The sequence below is a fragment of the Arachnia propionica genome (genome assembly GCF_003859805.1).
In the GTDB taxonomy this organism is placed as follows: domain Bacteria; phylum Actinomycetota; class Actinomycetes; order Propionibacteriales; family Propionibacteriaceae; genus Arachnia; species Arachnia propionica_C.
Map to the genome: position 1 here is coordinate 55,823 of NZ_RQZG01000008.1, position 15,951 is coordinate 71,773.

13 protein-coding genes are annotated in these 15,951 nt (G+C 68.9%); 9 read left to right on the forward strand and 4 right to left on the reverse strand.

The features are described 5' to 3' along the window. Positions 1-71: 71 nt before the first annotated feature. Together EII34_RS08210 and EII34_RS08215 are read right to left on the reverse strand one after the other, a co-directional pair. A complete protein-coding gene (locus tag EII34_RS08210) occupies positions 72-1,196 on the reverse strand; it encodes a magnesium and cobalt transport protein CorA (protein ID WP_124844677.1) in 1,125 nt (374 codons plus the stop codon). A gap of 37 nt (positions 1,197-1,233) precedes the next feature. Then, entirely contained in the window at positions 1,234-2,148 is a 915-nt protein-coding gene (locus EII34_RS08215) for an AEC family transporter (RefSeq protein ID WP_124844678.1), read from the reverse strand. 48 nt (positions 2,149-2,196) lie between these two features. Here EII34_RS08215 and EII34_RS08220 point away from each other — a divergent pair, with 48 nt between their 5' ends. From EII34_RS08220 to EII34_RS08240, 5 genes are read left to right on the forward strand one after another with little or no spacing between them, the layout of a single operon-like run. Continuing rightward, positions 2,197-3,054, forward strand: coding sequence for a T3SS (YopN, CesT) and YbjN peptide-binding chaperone 1 (locus EII34_RS08220; protein WP_124844679.1), 858 nt, complete (start codon positions 2,197-2,199; stop codon positions 3,052-3,054). A gap of 42 nt (positions 3,055-3,096) precedes the next feature. Further along, the gene (locus EII34_RS08225; RefSeq protein WP_124844680.1) at positions 3,097-3,498 is read left to right on the forward strand and encodes a pyridoxamine 5'-phosphate oxidase family protein; all 402 of its coding nucleotides are present in this window, start codon (positions 3,097-3,099) and stop codon (positions 3,496-3,498) included. Beyond that, a complete protein-coding gene (locus EII34_RS08230) occupies positions 3,491-4,369 on the forward strand; it encodes a universal stress protein (protein WP_185711239.1) in 879 nt (292 codons plus the stop codon). Before EII34_RS08225 ends, EII34_RS08230 begins: the two co-directional genes overlap by 8 nt. Then, positions 4,366-8,154 carry an ATP-dependent RNA helicase HrpA gene (hrpA, locus tag EII34_RS08235; RefSeq protein ID WP_124844682.1) on the forward strand — a complete coding sequence of 1,263 codons (3,789 nt, stop codon included), beginning with the start codon at positions 4,366-4,368 and terminating at the stop codon, positions 8,152-8,154. Before EII34_RS08230 ends, hrpA begins: the two co-directional genes overlap by 4 nt. A gap of 7 nt (positions 8,155-8,161) precedes the next feature. Further along, on the forward strand, positions 8,162-9,001 hold the full coding sequence (locus EII34_RS08240) for an acyl-CoA thioesterase (RefSeq protein WP_124844683.1): 840 nt from the start codon (positions 8,162-8,164) through the stop codon (positions 8,999-9,001). 6 nt (positions 9,002-9,007) lie between these two features. On the opposite strand, the gene EII34_RS08245 is transcribed toward EII34_RS08240, so the two are convergent. Beyond that, positions 9,008-9,940: a sigma-70 family RNA polymerase sigma factor gene (locus EII34_RS08245; protein WP_124844684.1), complete on the reverse strand. Its 933-nt coding sequence runs from the start codon at positions 9,938-9,940 to the stop codon at positions 9,008-9,010. A 174-nt stretch (positions 9,941-10,114) separates the two neighbouring features. Here EII34_RS08245 and EII34_RS08250 point away from each other — a divergent pair, with 174 nt between their 5' ends. After that, positions 10,115-11,605 carry an RNA polymerase sigma factor gene (locus EII34_RS08250; RefSeq protein WP_464115344.1) on the forward strand — a complete coding sequence of 497 codons (1,491 nt, stop codon included), beginning with the start codon at positions 10,115-10,117 and terminating at the stop codon, positions 11,603-11,605. A 48-nt stretch (positions 11,606-11,653) separates the two neighbouring features. Beyond that, positions 11,654-12,592, forward strand: coding sequence for a hypothetical protein (locus EII34_RS08255; RefSeq protein WP_124844686.1), 939 nt, complete (start codon positions 11,654-11,656; stop codon positions 12,590-12,592). A 2-nt stretch (positions 12,593-12,594) separates the two neighbouring features. On the opposite strand, the gene EII34_RS08260 is transcribed toward EII34_RS08255, so the two are convergent. Continuing rightward, positions 12,595-13,791 carry an amino acid aminotransferase gene (locus tag EII34_RS08260; RefSeq protein WP_124844687.1) on the reverse strand — a complete coding sequence of 399 codons (1,197 nt, stop codon included), beginning with the start codon at positions 13,789-13,791 and terminating at the stop codon, positions 12,595-12,597. A 299-nt stretch (positions 13,792-14,090) separates the two neighbouring features. Between EII34_RS08260 and EII34_RS08265 the strand changes: the two genes are divergently transcribed. Together EII34_RS08265 and EII34_RS08270 are read left to right on the forward strand one after the other, a co-directional pair. After that, positions 14,091-15,227, forward strand: a complete 1,137-nt coding sequence (locus tag EII34_RS08265; RefSeq protein ID WP_185711240.1) for a carboxylate-amine ligase — start codon at positions 14,091-14,093, stop codon at positions 15,225-15,227. Beyond that, a complete protein-coding gene (locus EII34_RS08270; RefSeq protein WP_124844689.1) occupies positions 15,224-15,949 on the forward strand; it encodes a glutamine amidotransferase in 726 nt (241 codons plus the stop codon). Before EII34_RS08265 ends, EII34_RS08270 begins: the two co-directional genes overlap by 4 nt. Positions 15,950-15,951: the final 2 nt, after the last annotated feature.

Consider the following 15,951-nt stretch of genomic DNA (forward strand, 5'->3'; position numbering starts at 1 on the left):
CTCATCTTAGGTCACCCTCACCGCAGGGGCCAGTTCCGTGGCGTCGACGTTGCGAAAATCCGGAGCCGGGTTCAGAGCCAGTCGCGGGACCTGAAGAGCAGGTACATGACCACCCCGGAGACGAGCATGAGGACCAGGGCGAACGGATATCCCCAGACCCAGCCCAGTTCGGGCATGTGCTGGAAGTTCATGCCGTAGGTGCCCGTGATGAGTGAGGGCACGAACAGCACACCCGCCCAGGCGGCGATGCGCCTCGAGGTCTCGCCCTGCTGCAGCGCGGCCTCGGTCATCGCGGCCATCTCCTCGTTCTGCCGCCCGGTCTGCAGGGACTGGTTGAGCTGGAGAATGCCGTGGAGGTTCTCCCGCAGTGAGTCGGTGCGTTCGTTCAACGCGATGGCGTGGTCCTCGATGTCACGCAGTTCCTGGAGGCGGCGTTCCCCCAGGGCGGCGAACGCCTTGTCCAGGCGCAGTGCATCGATGATCTGGCGCAGGGGGCGAAGCGCCCGTTGGAACTCCAGCACCTCCCGCGAGAGCTGGTAGATGCGTCGGCCGGCCTGGGCGTGACCGCTGAAGACCTCGGTCTCGATCTCCTCGATGTCGTTCTCGAGCCCGCTGACCACCGGTTCGTAGTCGTCGACGATGATGTCGAGCAGTCGTTGCAGCACCGTCGACGGGCCCTTCGCCAGGCGTCGTGGCTGCGCCTCCAGGTCCTGCCTGACCCGGGTCAGGTCCGGGGAGTCGGAGTGGCGCACGGTGATGACGAAGCGTTCCCCGGCGAAGGCGTGCACCTCACCGAAGACCACCTGCTCGTCCTCGTCGACGTAGTGGGCGGCCCGCAGCACCATGAACAGGGTGTCCTCGTAGCGCTCCAGCTTCGGGCGCTGGTGGGCGACGATGGTGTCCTCGACCGCCAGGGGATTGAGCCGGAACTCGGCGGCGAGGCTGGCCAGCTCCCGTCTGTGTGGTCGGTACAGTCCGAGCCAGGCGAAGGAGTGGGGGTGGCGGTCCAGCAGTGAGTAGGCCTCCTCCAGGGTCTCCGGCTGGGCGATGCACTGCCCGGCCACGTAGATCCGGGCTGCGACGAGGGAGCTCCGGGTCTCCTCCGGTTCGCTCGGAGGGGGCAGCTCCACGGGGTCGGCAGGGGCGGCGGGGCGTCGACCGAAGGGGCGGAACAGCCTGCGTCTGGACTCGGACATGATCACCTCCTGGGGACAGGACAGTGTACGCCTGATCTCAGCCCGTGAGCATCGTGGCAACCGTGATCACGGGGACGCTGAGCAAGGTGGTGGCGAACAGCACCTGCTGGATGAGATCCCGTTCCAGGTCGTAGCGGATGGCGTGCACCAGGGCCACCTGCGCGGTGGGCAGGGCGGCGAGCACCGTGGCGGCCCGCACGTGCTCGGGGGACATCCCGGCCACGCTCGCGATGCCCCAGGCCGCCACTGGCATCAGGAGACATTTCATGGCGATGAGGAAGCGGGCCCGACCGGAGAACCGGCGCGGTATCCCGGAGACGCGGAGTCCGAGCCCGAAGGCGATGAGCATCAACGGGATCGAGGTCTCGGCCAGCAGGTTGACCGGGTCCATCACCAGCGGGGGCAGCGTGACCCCGGTCAGACCCACGCCGAGGCCGAGCAGGGTCCCGACGGTGACGGGATTCGTGTAGACCAGCGCCGCGATGACTCGGGGACCCAGCCGACGGCGGGCCTCCCGGGCACGGGCGGCGTCGATGACGAGCAGCATCGCGGGTTGCAGCAGACTGACCTGGAACAGGAACACCGGGGCCACCCATGCGGCTGAGCCCAGGACGTAGTGCGCGATGGGTAGTCCGAGGTTGCCCGAGTTCGTGTAGGCCGCGCCCATGCAGTTCATGACCCGTTGGTCGACACGCTGTCGCCACGACACCGCGACGGTGAGCACCACCACCAGGGTCGAGGCCCCGAGGAAGGGCAGCAGGTGCCAGCTGAACACCGTCGCGAGATCCGCCTGGGAGGCGACCTGGAACATCTTCGCCGGGGTCCCGACATAGAAGGCCAGGGCCGCGATGCTCCGGTGGGCGTTCTCGGGGAGGGCACGCAGCCCTCCGATGAGATAGCCGACGGCGACGGCGACGAAGATCGTCGCGAACCCTGTCACCACCGCAGTCACGGTTCCAGCCTAGGGCCTGCTAGGTTGAGGCCGAAGGAGGTTGCCACCGTGGCCGACATCGAGGACTTCGATCTGGACGAGACCACCCGTCAGGCGTGGTGTGAGTTCACCGAACGCCTGACGGAGGTGTTGTCCGTCATGGACGCCAGCGCGGACCTGACCATCTCCGTGGCGGGGGAGGAACACCCGGAGGACTCGCCGTCGATCCGGTTCTCCGCCTCACCCGACGGGGTGATCCAGGCCACGCTCAGCCATGTGCAGTCGAGCAGGTTGGAGGAGGCCGGATGGCAGCCCGACGGTGACGTCTGGGTCACCCGGCGTGGCGAGGACCGGCTCCAGGAACTGGCTGAGCTCACCACCTCGGCGATGGCCGACATCGTCGGGGTGCTGCACCCGATCTTCCTGGAGCCGGATCAACTGGCCGAGGTCCTCACCCCCCGGGGAGGAGGATCCACCCCACCCACCCCCGGACAGTACGGCATCGTGATGCCCGCGAACCAGGCCCAACTGGACGCCGTCGTCGACGAGGAACTGGGACGGCTGTTCGGCAGACCGGCTCTGCGCAATGCCCAGGGCGACGTGGCGATCCGGGTGGGCTCCACCGTCGTGTTCTGCCGCTCCACCCCGGACTTCCGTGAGCTGGTGCTCTTCTCGGCCCTGGTCCATGACGTGAGTGGGCGGTCCCGGGCCTGCGAGGTGCTGAACGATCTCAACGTGCAGGTCCGCTACTGCCGGTTCGCGCTGCACCAGGACCGGGTCTTCGTCCAGGTCTCGGTCCCGGCCCAGCCATTCGTCCCCGCACACCTGCGCCAGGCCCTGGAATCCATCTCCCACGTCGCCGACGGCATCGACAACGAGCTGGCCCACAAGCTCGGGGGACACACCACCTATCCGACGACCGGTTGAGCCCGCGCCACACGCGGGCCCACATCCGGCTACAGTTCACCCATGACGGATGTGACCTACTTTGAACGTCTCGAGCGTTCCGAGTGCCTCAGGCTGCTGGCCGGCCATGAGGTCGGGCGGGTCGCGTGGTGGACCGACGAGGGTCCGACCATCCTCCCCGTCAACTACCACCTCGTGGGGGAGGACCTGGTCTTCCACACCCACCCGACCTCGCCCCTGGCGAGACTGGTGGTGCCGGGCCAGGTCGCCTTCCAGGTCGATGACATCGACGTGGCGGCCGCCATCGGGTGGTCGGTGCTGGTGCGCGGTACCAGCGGCCCCTCCGACGACGAGCGGTCCTCGAGTTTCCTGCCGGATCCCCCCGGCCTCGGGGTCGCGATTCGGATCCACACGGTGGAGGGGCGGGTCCTGTCCGGAATCGTCAAGGGAGAACGAGATGAGTGAGACCAAACCGAAGTTGATCGTGGTCGGTGTCGATGGCAGCGATGACGGCCTGCGGGCCGTCAAGTACGGGGCCTCCTACGCCGCCGAGATCGGCGGGGAGCTGTTGCTGGTGCACGCGGTCGACGATGCGATGCTGGCCGGGGCGTGGGGTGTGGTCTACGACCCCGAGGTGCTGCAGAACGCCGGTGTGACCGCCAACGAGGCCGCCGCGGCGATCGCCAGGGAGTGCGGGCTGCCGGATGAGAGGATCCGCACCGAGGTGGTGCTGGGATCCCCCGGCGGTGTCCTCGGACGGCTCTCCGAGGTGGCGGACCTGATCATCGTGGGCCGTCGCTCCACCTCGGGGCTGGAGCGGATGTTCGTCGGATCCACCAGTGTCTCCGTCGTGGCCGGTTCCTCCTGCCCGGTGCTCGTGATCTCCGCCGCGGCGCATCCGCAGGATGTCGGACACAAGGGGCTCATCGGGGTGGGGCTCAACACCAGCCCGGGCAACCGCTCCACCCTCATCGCCGGTTTCGAGGAGGCGGCGCAGTGGGGGGCGAAGCTGGAGATCGTCCACGCGCTCCAGCCCCCCATCGGGCTGTTCGGACCGAAGCTCGGCCCCGCGGACCTGGATGAGCTGATCCGCTTCACCCGGGGCGGGATCGAGGCGATGGCCGCCGAGCAGGCCAAGGCCTTCCCCAAGGTGGACTACGAGGTGGTGGTGGTGGCAGCCACCCCGATCAACGAACTGGTCACACGCTCCGAGAGCTACGACATCCTCGTGCTCGGCACCGGGGAGGAGGCCATCCCCGGATTCGGGCTGGGTGGCCTGCTGCGGGGTCTCATGGCCCATGCCCTGTGCCCGCTGCACATCACCCACGGACAGTGAACCAGCCGGTCCTGACCTTCGACGCGGCGCTTCCGATCTCTGCGGAGGCGCCGCGCATCGCGTCGTTGATCCGCGACCACCAGGTGGTGGTCGTGGCGGGGGAGACCGGCTCCGGCAAGACCACGCAGTTGCCGAAGATCTGTCTTCTCGCGGGGCGGGAACGCATCGCACACACCCAGCCCCGCCGGATCGCGGCCCGCACCGTCGCCCGGCGCATCGCGGACGAGTGCGGGGTGGCCCTGGGGGAGTTCGTCGGCTACCAGGTGCGGTTCACTCGCAAGGTCAGCCGCTCCACCCGGATCAAGGTGATGACCGACGGGGTGCTGCTGAGCGAGCTGGCCCACGACCGGGATCTCAGCCGCTACGACACGATCATCATCGACGAGGCCCACGAACGCAGCCTGAACATCGACTTCCTGCTGGGTTACCTCAAGCAGCTGCTGGAGCGCCGCCCGGAGCTCAGGGTGATCGTCACCTCCGCCACCATCGACACGGCCCGGTTCGCCGCTCACTTCGACGACGCCCCCATCGTCGAGGTCTCCGGCCGCACCCATCCCGTCGAGATCCGCTACCGACCCCTGGGGGACGAGGACGAGGTGGATGCCATCGCCAAGGCGGTGCAGGAGATCGCCTCGACGAGCAGCACCGGGGACGTGCTGGTGTTCCTGACGGGGGAGCGGGAGATCCGCGATGCCGCGGAGGCCATCGAGGCACTGCGGCTGCGCGGCTGGGAGACCCTCCCGCTGTACGCCCGTCTGGCCGCAGCAGACCAGGAGAAGGTCTTCCAGCCGCACCGGGGGCGACGTGTGGTGCTGGCCACGAATGTCGCGGAGACCTCCATCACGGTGCCGGGGATCCGGTTCGTCGTCGACGTCGGTACCGCCCGGGTCTCACGCTACTCCGCCCGCACCAAGGTGCAGCGGCTGCCCATCGAGCCGATCTCCCGGGCTTCGGCCGATCAGCGGGCGGGACGGTGCGGCCGACTCGGACCGGGGATCGCGATCCGGTTGTACTCACAGGAGGACCTCGCCTCCCGACCCGAGTTCACCGAGCCGGAGATCCTGCGCACCAACCTGGCGACCGTCATCCTGCAGATGGCCCAGGCCGGGCTGGGCGACATCGAGGGCTTCCCCTTCGTCGAGGCCCCCGTCTCCTCCCAGATCAGTGACGGGCTCAGGGTGTTGACCGAGCTGGGGGCCATCCACCCCAGACGACGGCGTGAGCACGTGCGGTTGACCCGGACCGGACGGCTGCTGGCCCGGATGCCGGTCGACCCCCGGTTGGGCCGGATGCTCATCGAGGCGTCCAGGCGTGGTGCACTGCACCAGGTGCAGGTGATCGTCGCGGGGCTGACCGTGCCGGATGTCCGGGAACGTCCGCTCGAACACCAGCAGGCCGCCGATGAGCTGCACCGTCGGTTCACCGTCCCAGCGGTCACGTCGGCGGCCCCCTCCGGTGGGCAACCCCGCCGTCACACCGTCCACACCGGTACCCGCCCCGTCAAGGAGACCGCCGGGGCTCTTCCCGGTGGCGACTTCGAGGCCCTGATGAACGTGTGGCACCACCTTCGCGCCCGGCGTCGGGAGCTCTCCGGCAGCGCCTTCCGGAAGATGTGTCGCGCGGAGTTCCTGCACTTCGTGAGGTTCCGGGAATGGGAGGACCTGGTCTCGCAGCTCCGCGAGGTGTGCCGGGAACTGGAGCTGCCCGAGGAGGGTGAGGCCCCGTTCGACGTGGTGGTCGAGTGTCTGTTGACCGGGCTGCTGTCCAACATCGGCCTGGCGCTGCCCAGCCCGGCCAAGCAGGGCAGACGTCGTCCCCTCACCGAGTACCAGGGTGCCCGGGGGGCGCGGTTCGCGATCTCCCCGGGATCCGCACTCGCCAGGACCACCCCACCCCTGGTGGTGGCCTACGAACTGGTGGAGACCTCCCGGCTCTGGGCCCGTACACTCGCCCCGGTCTCCGCCTCGCAGATCGAGCGGGCTGCCGGTGATCTGGTGACCCGGACCCTCAGCGAGCCGACGTTCTCGCCCCGCAGCGCGACGGTGGTCGCCTCCGAGACCGTCTCCCTGTTCGGGGTCCCGATCATCGCGGGGCGTCGGACGAACTACGCCACGAGCCACCCGGAGCAGGCCCGGGAGATCTTCATCCGTTCCGGACTGGTCGAGGGGCAGTGGGAGACCCGCAACCCGGTGGTGGTCGCCAACCGGTACGCACTCGAGGAGGCGGAGCGACTGACCGACCGGATGCGCCGCCCGGAACTGCTGATCTCGGATGCCGCACTGTACGACTTCTACGACCGGGTGCTGCCGGAGACCGTGGTCTCCGGGGCCACCTTCGACAAGTACGTGCGGCAGCTGGACTCGGATGCCGGGCTCCGGCTCACCCCCGCGGACTGCGTGACCGATCCCGGGCAGGTCCGGGTCCAGGACTTCCCGGACCGGTGGCGGGTGGGGGACCTGGAACTGCCGGTGAGCTACGTCTACGACCCCGGGGCAGGGGCCGACGGTGTGACCGTGGAGGTACGACTGGAACAGCTGGGGGTGCTGGATCCCGCCCCGTTCACCTGGCAGGTGCCGGGGCTCAGGGAGTCCCTGGCGGTGGCGCTGATCAAGTCACTCCCCAAACGGATCCGCACCTCCTTCGTCCCGGCCCCGGACCATGCGCGTCGGGCCCTGGCCTGGCTGGAGGAGCAGGGGGTCGGCGAGGAGGTCTCGTTCGCCCGGGCGATGGGACAGGCCCTGCTGGCCCTCACCGGGGTCGCGGTCGCGCCCGAGGACTGGAACGCCGCTGCCCTTGACACCCACCTGCGTCCCACCTTCGTGGTGGTCGACAACCGGACGGAGGTCGCCCGTGGTGAGGACCTCCAGGAGCTCAAGGTGAGACTGTCCGCGAAGGTGGCGGGCACGCTGACCCGACGGGCGGGGCGACTGGCGGCCACGAGGGCCACGACCTGGAGCTTCGGCACCCTGCCCCGCACCACGGAGCTGGGCGGCGGCGTGGCCGGTCATCCCTGCCTGGTCGATGAGGGGAGCACGGTCGGGGTGCAGGTGGCCGACACCGTCGCCAAGGCACGTCGCAGTCATGCCGCGGGGTTGCGACGGCTGCTGACCCTGGTCACCCCCTCGCCCCTGAAATGGGTGGTCTCCCACATGGGCAACGCGGAGAAACTGGCCCTCGGCGGCAGCCGCTACGACAGCGTCCCCGAGCTGCTCGCCGACGCCTGGCTCAAGGCGGTGGACCGGCTGGTGCGGGAGGCGGTCGACCCGATGGAGATCCGTGACGAGAGGGCGTTCAGTGACCTGGTGGAGCAGGTGCGTCCCGAGGTGCCGCAGACCACGGCTGCCGTCGTGGCCACCGCGGCGAGGGCCCTGGCCGCCGAGTCCCGGGTGTCGCGGCTGCTGGCCACCCTCCCGGAAACGGACGAGACCGCCCGTGACATCACGGAACAGCTGGCCAACCTCACCTTCGCACGCTTCATCTCCGCCACCCCGGATCCCTGGTACGACCGGATCCCGGTGTGGGTGGAGGCCTGCGAGACCCGGCTGACCTCACGGGGCAAGAACCCGAACCTGGCGGCGCGGAACCGGGAGGAGATCGCCCGCCTGGAGGCCCGGTACGCGGAACTGTGCGATGCCCAACCCCCCGGTCCGCTGCCGCAGGAGGTGGAGGAGATCGCCTTCCTGCTCGAGGAGTTCCGCGTCAGCCTGTTCGCCCAGGGGGTGCGCACGGCTGTCCCGGTGTCGGCCAAGAGGATCACACAGGCGATGGGCCTGGTGGGTCGATAATTGGCGGGTGCCTGCAACCGTTGAAGACCTGATCAAGCTGTTCGACCTGGTGGAGGTCGGAACCGACAAGTTCCGTGGCCCGCAACCGGACACGACCTGGCAGCGCCTGTTCGGGGGTCAGGTGATGGCCCAGACCCTCGTCGCCGCGATGCGCACCGTGCCGGGGACCAGGCAGTTGCACTCGCTCCACGGCTACTTCCTGCGCCCGGGATCCCGGGAGGAGAGCCTCCGCTTCGAGGTGGAGCACGTGCGTGACGGCCGGACCTTCTCCGCGCGTCGGGTGATCACCCGGCAGCACGACGATGTCATCTTCGACCTCAACGCTTCCTTCCAGGAGCCGGAGGACGGTCTGTCCCACGCGGCACTCCAGCCCGAGGGGGTGCCCTCCCCCGAGAAGTGCCCCTCACTCGGGGCGGTGCTGGAGGAGAGGTTCGGGGCGCCGATCCGGATGCTCTCGGAGTGGGATGCGTTGGATGTGCGGCTGGCCGGGGCACCGACCCCGACCCCGAACGGGGGAGTGATGCGGGCCTGGGTGCGGACCCAGGGAGGGCTGCCGGATGATCCGTGGCTCCACACCGCGATCCTGGCCTACCTCACCGATGTGCTGCTGCTCAGCGTCTCGACGGTGCAGCACGAGGTGGAGTTCCTGTCGCCGTCGATGCAGACCGCATCCATCGACCACGCGATGTGGTTCCACCGGCCGGTGCGCTGCGACCAGTGGCTGCTCTACGACATGGTCTCCCCGTCCACCTCCGGGGCCAGGGGCTACTGCCAGGGCCGTCTGTTCCAGGACGGTCGGCTGGTTGCCTCCTGCGCCCAGGAGGGGCTCATCCGCATCATCGGCTGAGGGTGGTCAGGCGGCAGCCGCCTGGAACTCGCGCATCTTGGCCAGGGCGAGCCGTTCGATCTGACGGACCCGCTCAGCGGTGATGCCCCAGTGCTGCCCGATGTCGGCGAGCTTGGCCTGGCGGCCGTCGAGCAGACCGTAGCGGCGGCGCACCACATCTGCGGAACGGTCGTCGAGGGAGGCCAGCATGCCGTCCAACCGGGCCCGGTCCACGGCGTCGAGGACCACCTCGTCCGGGCCGGGGGCGGTCTCGCGGGCGATGAGGTCACCGAGCGCGGTGTCGCCGTCGGCCTCGACCGGGGCGTCGAGGGAGACGTGGTCACGGGCGTAGCGGATCAGGTCGACGACCTTCTCCTCCGGCAGGTCGAGCTCCATCGCGATCTCGGCGACCTCGGGCTCGCGTCCCAGCTGGCGTTCGAGGTTGCGACGCACCGCCGTGACCTGGTTCACCTGTTCCGCGACGTGGACGGGGAGCCGGACGATGCGGCCCTGCTGGGCGATGCCACGGGAGATCGCCTGGCGCACCCACCAGGTCGCATAGGTGGAGAACTTGAAGCCCTTCGTGTGGTCGAACTTCTCGACGGCCCGGATCAGGCCGGTGTTGCCCTCCTGCACCAGGTCGAGCAGGGGCATCTGCGCCCTGCCGTACTTGCGGGCGACGGAGACCACCAGACGCAGGTTCGCCTGGATGAAGCGCTGCATGGCCTGTTGGCCGAGCTCGACGATCTGTTCGAGTTCCTCACGGGTGGCGTCGAGCGTGGTGGTCTCGTTGCCGTCCAGGACCTCGGCGGCGAACAGTCCCGCCTCGATCCGGCGTGACAGTTCCACCTCCTCCTCGGCCGTGAGGAGAGGGGTCTTGGCTATCGAGTCGAGGTACAGACCAACCGCATCCTTGCCGTCGATGCCGTCGGTGCTCCTCGTCCGTGCAGTCGTGATCATTCGTCCGCCTTTCTGACGTCTACACCCATCCAAACGCTTCAGGGGGTCAGATGGTTCCACAAATCGTGATCCAATCGTTATCTCAGGGGAAGATCAGACCACGGTCTGACGTCACGGGTCGGCAGCCCTGAGCCTGGGTCAGGGCTTCGTTTGAGTGCAAGGGACTGTCGTGGAATGATGAACGTGGTCGCCCCTCTTGACTCAAGCGGGGCCTGTCGTGTCCAAAACGCGAGGAGAGATTCCGTGACTTCTGCTTCGAGCCCGGAGAAGGCAACCAAGGGCACCCGTGGCCGTGCCGCCGCGGGCAAGGCGACGGAGGAGGCCGCCCAGGCTCCGAAGAAGACCCCCCGTACCCGCAAGGCCAAGGCGGAGACCGAGCCGAAGAGGACGGAACCGAAGAGAACCACGCGTACCCGCAAGCCGAAGGCCGCACCGAGGGCCACCGCGAAGGTGGCCGAGGTGGAGGAGCTCGAGGTCGATCTCGAGCCGCAGGGCGACGACCTGGAGGACTTCGGGGAACCCACGATCGCACAGGTCACCTCCGGTGAGATCGAGGTGGAGGTGCAACGCGACGGCGACGACGTCGTGCTCAAGGTCGGTGGCAAGAAACGCTCCCTCGACGAGGTGGACGACTCCGAGTTCGTCGAGGAGAAGGAGGCCACCCTCGAGAAGGAGCTGACCGAGGAGGAGGGCTTCTCCCTCTCCGACAAGGACGATGCCGACGAGCCGGAGCAGCAGGTGGTCTCCGCCGGGGCCACCGCCGACCCGGTGAAGGACTACCTCAAGCAGATCGGCAAGGTGGCCCTCCTCAACGCCGTCGAGGAGGTGGAGCTCGCCAAGCGGATCGAGGCCGGTCTGTTCGCCGAGGAACGGTTGGGCGACACCGAGCGTCCCATCGACCCCGAGGACCTCGACGACTTCGAGTGGATCGCCGGTGACGGCAGACTGGCGAAGAACCACCTGCTGGAGGCCAACCTCAGGCTGGTGGTCTCGCTGGCCAAGCGCTACACCGGCCGCGGCATGCTGTTCCTCGACCTGATCCAGGAGGGCAACCTCGGCCTGATCCGGGCCGTCGAGAAGTTCGACTACACCAAGGGCTACAAGTTCTCCACCTACGCCACGTGGTGGATCAAGCAGGCCATCACCCGCGCCATGGCCGATCAGGCCCGCACCATCCGCATCCCCGTCCACATGGTGGAGGTCATCAACAAGCTGGCCCGGGTGCAGCGGCAGATGTTGCAGGACCTCGGCCGGGAACCAACCCCGGAGGAGCTGGCGAAGGAACTCGACATGACCCCGGAGAAGGTCGTCGAGGTGCAGAAGTACGGCAGGGAGCCGATCTCACTGCACACCCCGCTGGGTGAGGACGGCGACTCCGAGTTCGGTGACCTGATCGAGGACTCCGAGGCCGTGGTGCCGGCTGACGCCGTCAACTTCACCCTGCTCCAGGAGCAGCTCAACGACGTCCTCGACACCCTCTCCGAGCGGGAGGCCGGGGTGGTCTCGATGCGTTTCGGTCTCACCGACGGCCAGCCGAAGACCCTCGACGAGATCGGCAAGGTCTACGGGGTCACCCGGGAGCGGATCCGGCAGATCGAGTCGAAGACCATGAGCAAGCTCCGCCATCCGTCGCGCTCCCAGGTGCTGCGCGACTACCTGGACTGATTGCGTGACCTGACACACTGGAGGTGGAGTCGAGACACGGGAGGGCGCATGTCAGGGACCGGGCACGTCACGGGTGAGGACACCCTGCGGCGTCCGCGACCACCGGCGGGACCCGTGGTGAACCAGGACGACATCCCCACCGAGGAGATCCCGGGGCTGCCGATCCTGCCCGAGGCCACCGCCCCCGGTGCCCCCCAGCACCCACTGACACCTGTGCTGGGTGAGCCGGGGCCACGGCCCACGGTGCAGTTCAAGGCGCCGCAGCCCATGTCCCCGGAACCGGTGGCGGTGCGGCGTCGTCGGGAGATGCAGGCCTACCGGGCGGGCCTCTGGCGGGTCTGGTTCGTCCGGATGGTGCGTTTCCTCAACCGGCTCCAGTTGCCCGCGGCGCTGCTCGCCCCCGTCGTGGTGGTGCTGCACCAGTGGGTGCTGACCGGTCACGACCTGCAGGGCTGGGCCTTCCGCGTCAATGCGATCCTGTGGCTGGTCGTGGTGTGTCTCCTCGTGGCGGGGGAGGTGACCACCACCGGGCCGCGGTGGGTCTCCTTGGTCGGGGCCGCGCTGCGTTCCACGACCATCGCCCTGGCCGGGCTGGCCTTCTCGCACGTCAATGCCACCAGCTGGCTGCCAGGCCGCATCGGCACGGAGCTGTCCCTGCCCTGGGGGGTCGACGTGCCGGTGGAGCCCGTGGTCGGTCGCACCGTGGTGATGGCGCTGGGACTGGTGCTGCTGCTGCCCTTCCTGCTCACGATCGCACAGGGGATGAGACTGCACCTGGACAGCACCACGCGCTTCGGTCTGCCCCACCAACCGAGCTTCAAGCTGCTCCAGGTGGGGCAGGACCCGTGGTCGCTCGGCATCCCCACCACACCTCTGGTGATCTCGCAGTACCGACGCCGCGTGGCCCGGTTCTACTTCGGGCGAGTGGTCATGACACTGTGGTGGCTCTTCGCCCTGGCCGTGATGGTCACCGTGGCCACGGCCTGAGGTCAGGACCTCACGGCTGCGATGGCGGCGGCAACCCGGGGCAGGTTCTGGTCGCCCAGGGCAGCCATGCACATGCGGCCCGCATCGGTGCCGTAGATGGCGTGCTCCTCACGCAGCCTGACCATCTGCTCCCGGGTCAGGCCTGAGTAGGAGAACATCCCCACCTGGTGCGCGATGAAGTCCATGTCCGCGATGCCTGCTTCGTGCAGCCGTTCCACCAGTTGGCCGCGCAACTGCTTGATGCGGGTCCGCATGTGGCCGAGCTCCCGCTCCCACAGGGCGCGCCCATCCGCCGAGCCCAGCACCTCGGCGACGACGGCGGCGCCGAGGGTGGGCGGGTTGGAGTAGGTGGTGCGGATGCAGATCTTGATCTGGGAGAGCACCCGCTTCGCCTCGTCGGCGTCGGCGGTGACCACGTGCAGGGCCCCGATGCGCTCACCGTAGAGGCTGAAGGACTTCGAGAAGGAGGTGGAGACGAACATCGGGCGGCCGGTGGCGACGAATCGGCCGATGACGGCCCCGTCCTCGGCCACACCGTCGCCGAAGCCCTGGTAGGCCATGTCGAGGAACGGGATGAGGTCACCCGCCGTGATGGTCTCGATGACCCTCGTCCACTGGTCGTGGCTGAGGTCGTAGCCGGTCGGGTTGTGGCAGCAGGCGTGCAGCACCACGACGGTGCCGGGGGCGGCCGCCTCGAGGTCGGCGATCAGCCCGTCGACGTCGATGCCGTGGGCATCGGCGTCGTAGTAGCGGTAGGTGCCGACGGTGAATCCGGCGCGGGCGAAGATCGCCCGGTGGTTCTCCCAGGAGGGGTCGGAGATGAGCACCCTCGCCTGGGGGGTGAGGGTCTTGATGAAGTCGGCCCCGGTCTTGAGCGCACCGGTGCCGCCGAGGCTCTGGGTGGTGACGACCCTGCCCTCGGTGACGGCGGGGGAGTCAGCACCGAAGACGAGCTCCCGCACGGCGGAGACATAGCCGGGCAGACCGTCGATGGGCAGGTAGGCGTGCGGCCTGCGGGCGGCGACGAGTTTCTCCTCGGCCCGGGCCACGCACTCCAGCAGCGGGAGTCCGCCCGCCTCGTCGAGGTAGACCCCGATCCCGAGGTTCACCTTCTCGGGGCGCGCATCGCGGTTGTAGGCCTCGCCCAGGCCGAGGATGGGATCGGCCGGGGCCAGCTCGACACGGCTGAAGAGGGACATCGGTGCCGGTTCCTTTCGTGATCGGTGCCCCCAGCCTATCCCGAAGCCACTGACACCACGTCACCGCAGCCGTGAGTCGTGCCCGAACGGGCGGGACATCCTCGTCGACGCCGTGAACCGGATGCCTCGGATCGGGGCTGATGACCCACGGGGTGCTGCTTGGTGCGACAGCCCTGCCGGTGCCCCGGAGGGCCGACCTCAACCGCGACGTCAGGACGCGTCCGTGAGACGAGACCCCGGGCAGCGGGGGCTGTGCCCTACGGTGGGGGCGGACCTGTCGTCACGCCCGAAGGATGGTCATGAAGATCGACTTCGCCTCCTCCGCGTTCGCCACGCTCGGCCTGGAATGGGAACTCGCCCTCGTCGACCCCGCCACCGGGGAGCAGGTGCCGGTGGCGCCACGGTTGCTGGAACGGGTCGAGGACCCGAAGACCGGGCCGATCCGCGGTGAGTTTCTGGACTCGATGGTGGAACTGGTCACCGGGGTGCACGCCGAGGTGGGCGGGGCCGTCGCGGAACTGGAACGACTGCGCGACCGGGTGCTGACCTGGTGTGAGGCCGACGGTGTGGCGGCCGTCGGGATGGGGGCGCATCCCTGGCAGGACCCGCGCAGCCAGCGCTGCGACCAGTCCAACCCCCAGTACCGGGACGTGCTCAGGGCAGGGGGCTGGTGGGCCGAGCAGCTGGCCATCAACGGCCTGCACATCCACATCGGTCTCGACGACAAGGGCCTGGCCCTGCCGCTCACCCAAGCCCTGGCCCGCTTCTGCCCGCTGCTCATCGCGCTGTCCGCCTCGTCACCGTTCTGGTTGGGTGCGGACACCGGCTTCGCCTCACAGCGCACGATGCTGTTCCAACAGCTCCCCACCAACGGGCTGCCCTGGCCGATCTCGACGTGGGAGGAGTACCTGGCCCACGCCGAGGACCTGCGCCTGGCCGGAATGATCGACAACCCCACCCAGATCCGCTGGGACGTGCGCCCGACCGCCCTCGGCACCGTCGAGATCCGCGTGATGGACTCCGTCCCCACCCTCACCGAGGTCGGTGCGCTCGCCGCCCTCGCGCAGAGTTTCACCATCTGGTTCACCCGCAACCCGGGCCGTCAGCCCCAGGGGCGACAGTGGTTCCTCAAGGAGAACAAGTGGCGCTCCGCCCGGTACGGGATCGACGCGGAGCTGATCGAGGCGGTCCCGGGCGAGTTCACCACGACGCTGCGCGAGGCGGCGCAGTGGTGGCTCGACGAACTGCGACCGATCGCCCCGGAACTCGGCTGTGACGCCGAACTGGAGGACATCACCACGGTTCTGGACGCCGGGCCCAGCTGCACCAGACAGCGCACGGTGCACGCGGGGTGCGGCAATCTCACCGATGTGCTTCGATCGGTCATCGACGAGACCCGAGCCGGGGTCCTGCCCTCACCGAGGAGAACCGAATGAAGCCTTTCCTGCTGCTCGCCACCCGTCCGGAGGATGCGGCCGCCGACGGCGAGGCCGCCGCACTGCGTCGTCTGGGTGGCCTCGAGGCGGTGGACCTGCACCGGGTCCGCCTCGAGCAGGCACCCCTGCCGGAACTGGATCTCACTGATCATGCGGGAGTGATCCTGGGAGGCGGTCCCTTCAACTCCTCCGACGCGGACAAGAGCGAGCTCCAGCAGAGGATCGAGGCGGATCTGGCGCGGGTGCTGGATCAGGTCTTCGCCGACCGGGTGCCCTTCCTCGGGCTGTGCTACGGGATCGGCACCGTCACCAGCCATCTGGGCGGCCTGGTGGACCGCGGGTTCGGGGAGCCGGTCGGGGCGGTGACGGTGTCGGTGACCGCTGAGGGGAGAGAGGACCCCCTGCTGGCCGAGGTGGGGGAGGAGTTCCGCGCCTTCGTCGGCCACAAGGAGGCGGTGGCCCGGCTTCCCGAGGGAGCGGTGCTGCTCGCGACGGGACAGTCCTGCCCCGTGCAGATGTACCGGATCGGGACGCACTGCTGGGTCACCCAGTTCCACCCCGAGCTGGACGCGGCGGGCATCAAGGAGCGCATCCACGTCTACCGTGACGCGGGCTACTTCGAGCCCGAGCAGGTGGATCAGCTGTGCGCGGAGGCGGATCGAGCGGGGGTGACGCCGGTGGTCCACAGCATCGTGCGGCGCTTCGTCGATCTCCACCGGTGAGG

Bases quoted from the DNA above. Each gene is read 5' to 3' on its own strand.
- EII34_RS08210 (WP_124844677.1), bottom strand. From the start codon at position 1,196: ATGTCCGAGTCCAGACGCAGGCTGTTCCGCCCCTTCGGTCGACGCCCC.
- EII34_RS08225 (WP_124844680.1), top strand. From the start codon at position 3,097: ATGACGGATGTGACCTACTTTGAACGTCTCGAGCGTTCCGAGTGCCTC.
- EII34_RS08230 (WP_185711239.1), top strand. From the start codon at position 3,491: ATGAGTGAGACCAAACCGAAGTTGATCGTGGTCGGTGTCGATGGCAGC.
- EII34_RS08245 (WP_124844684.1), bottom strand. From the start codon at position 9,940: ATGATCACGACTGCACGGACGAGGAGCACCGACGGCATCGACGGCAAG.
- EII34_RS08250 (WP_464115344.1), top strand. From the start codon at position 10,115: ATGATGAACGTGGTCGCCCCTCTTGACTCAAGCGGGGCCTGTCGTGTC.
- EII34_RS08255 (WP_124844686.1), top strand. From the start codon at position 11,654: ATGTCAGGGACCGGGCACGTCACGGGTGAGGACACCCTGCGGCGTCCG.
- EII34_RS08260 (WP_124844687.1), bottom strand. From the start codon at position 13,791: ATGTCCCTCTTCAGCCGTGTCGAGCTGGCCCCGGCCGATCCCATCCTC.
- EII34_RS08265 (WP_185711240.1), top strand. From the start codon at position 14,091: ATGAAGATCGACTTCGCCTCCTCCGCGTTCGCCACGCTCGGCCTGGAA.
- EII34_RS08270 (WP_124844689.1), top strand. From the start codon at position 15,224: ATGAAGCCTTTCCTGCTGCTCGCCACCCGTCCGGAGGATGCGGCCGCC.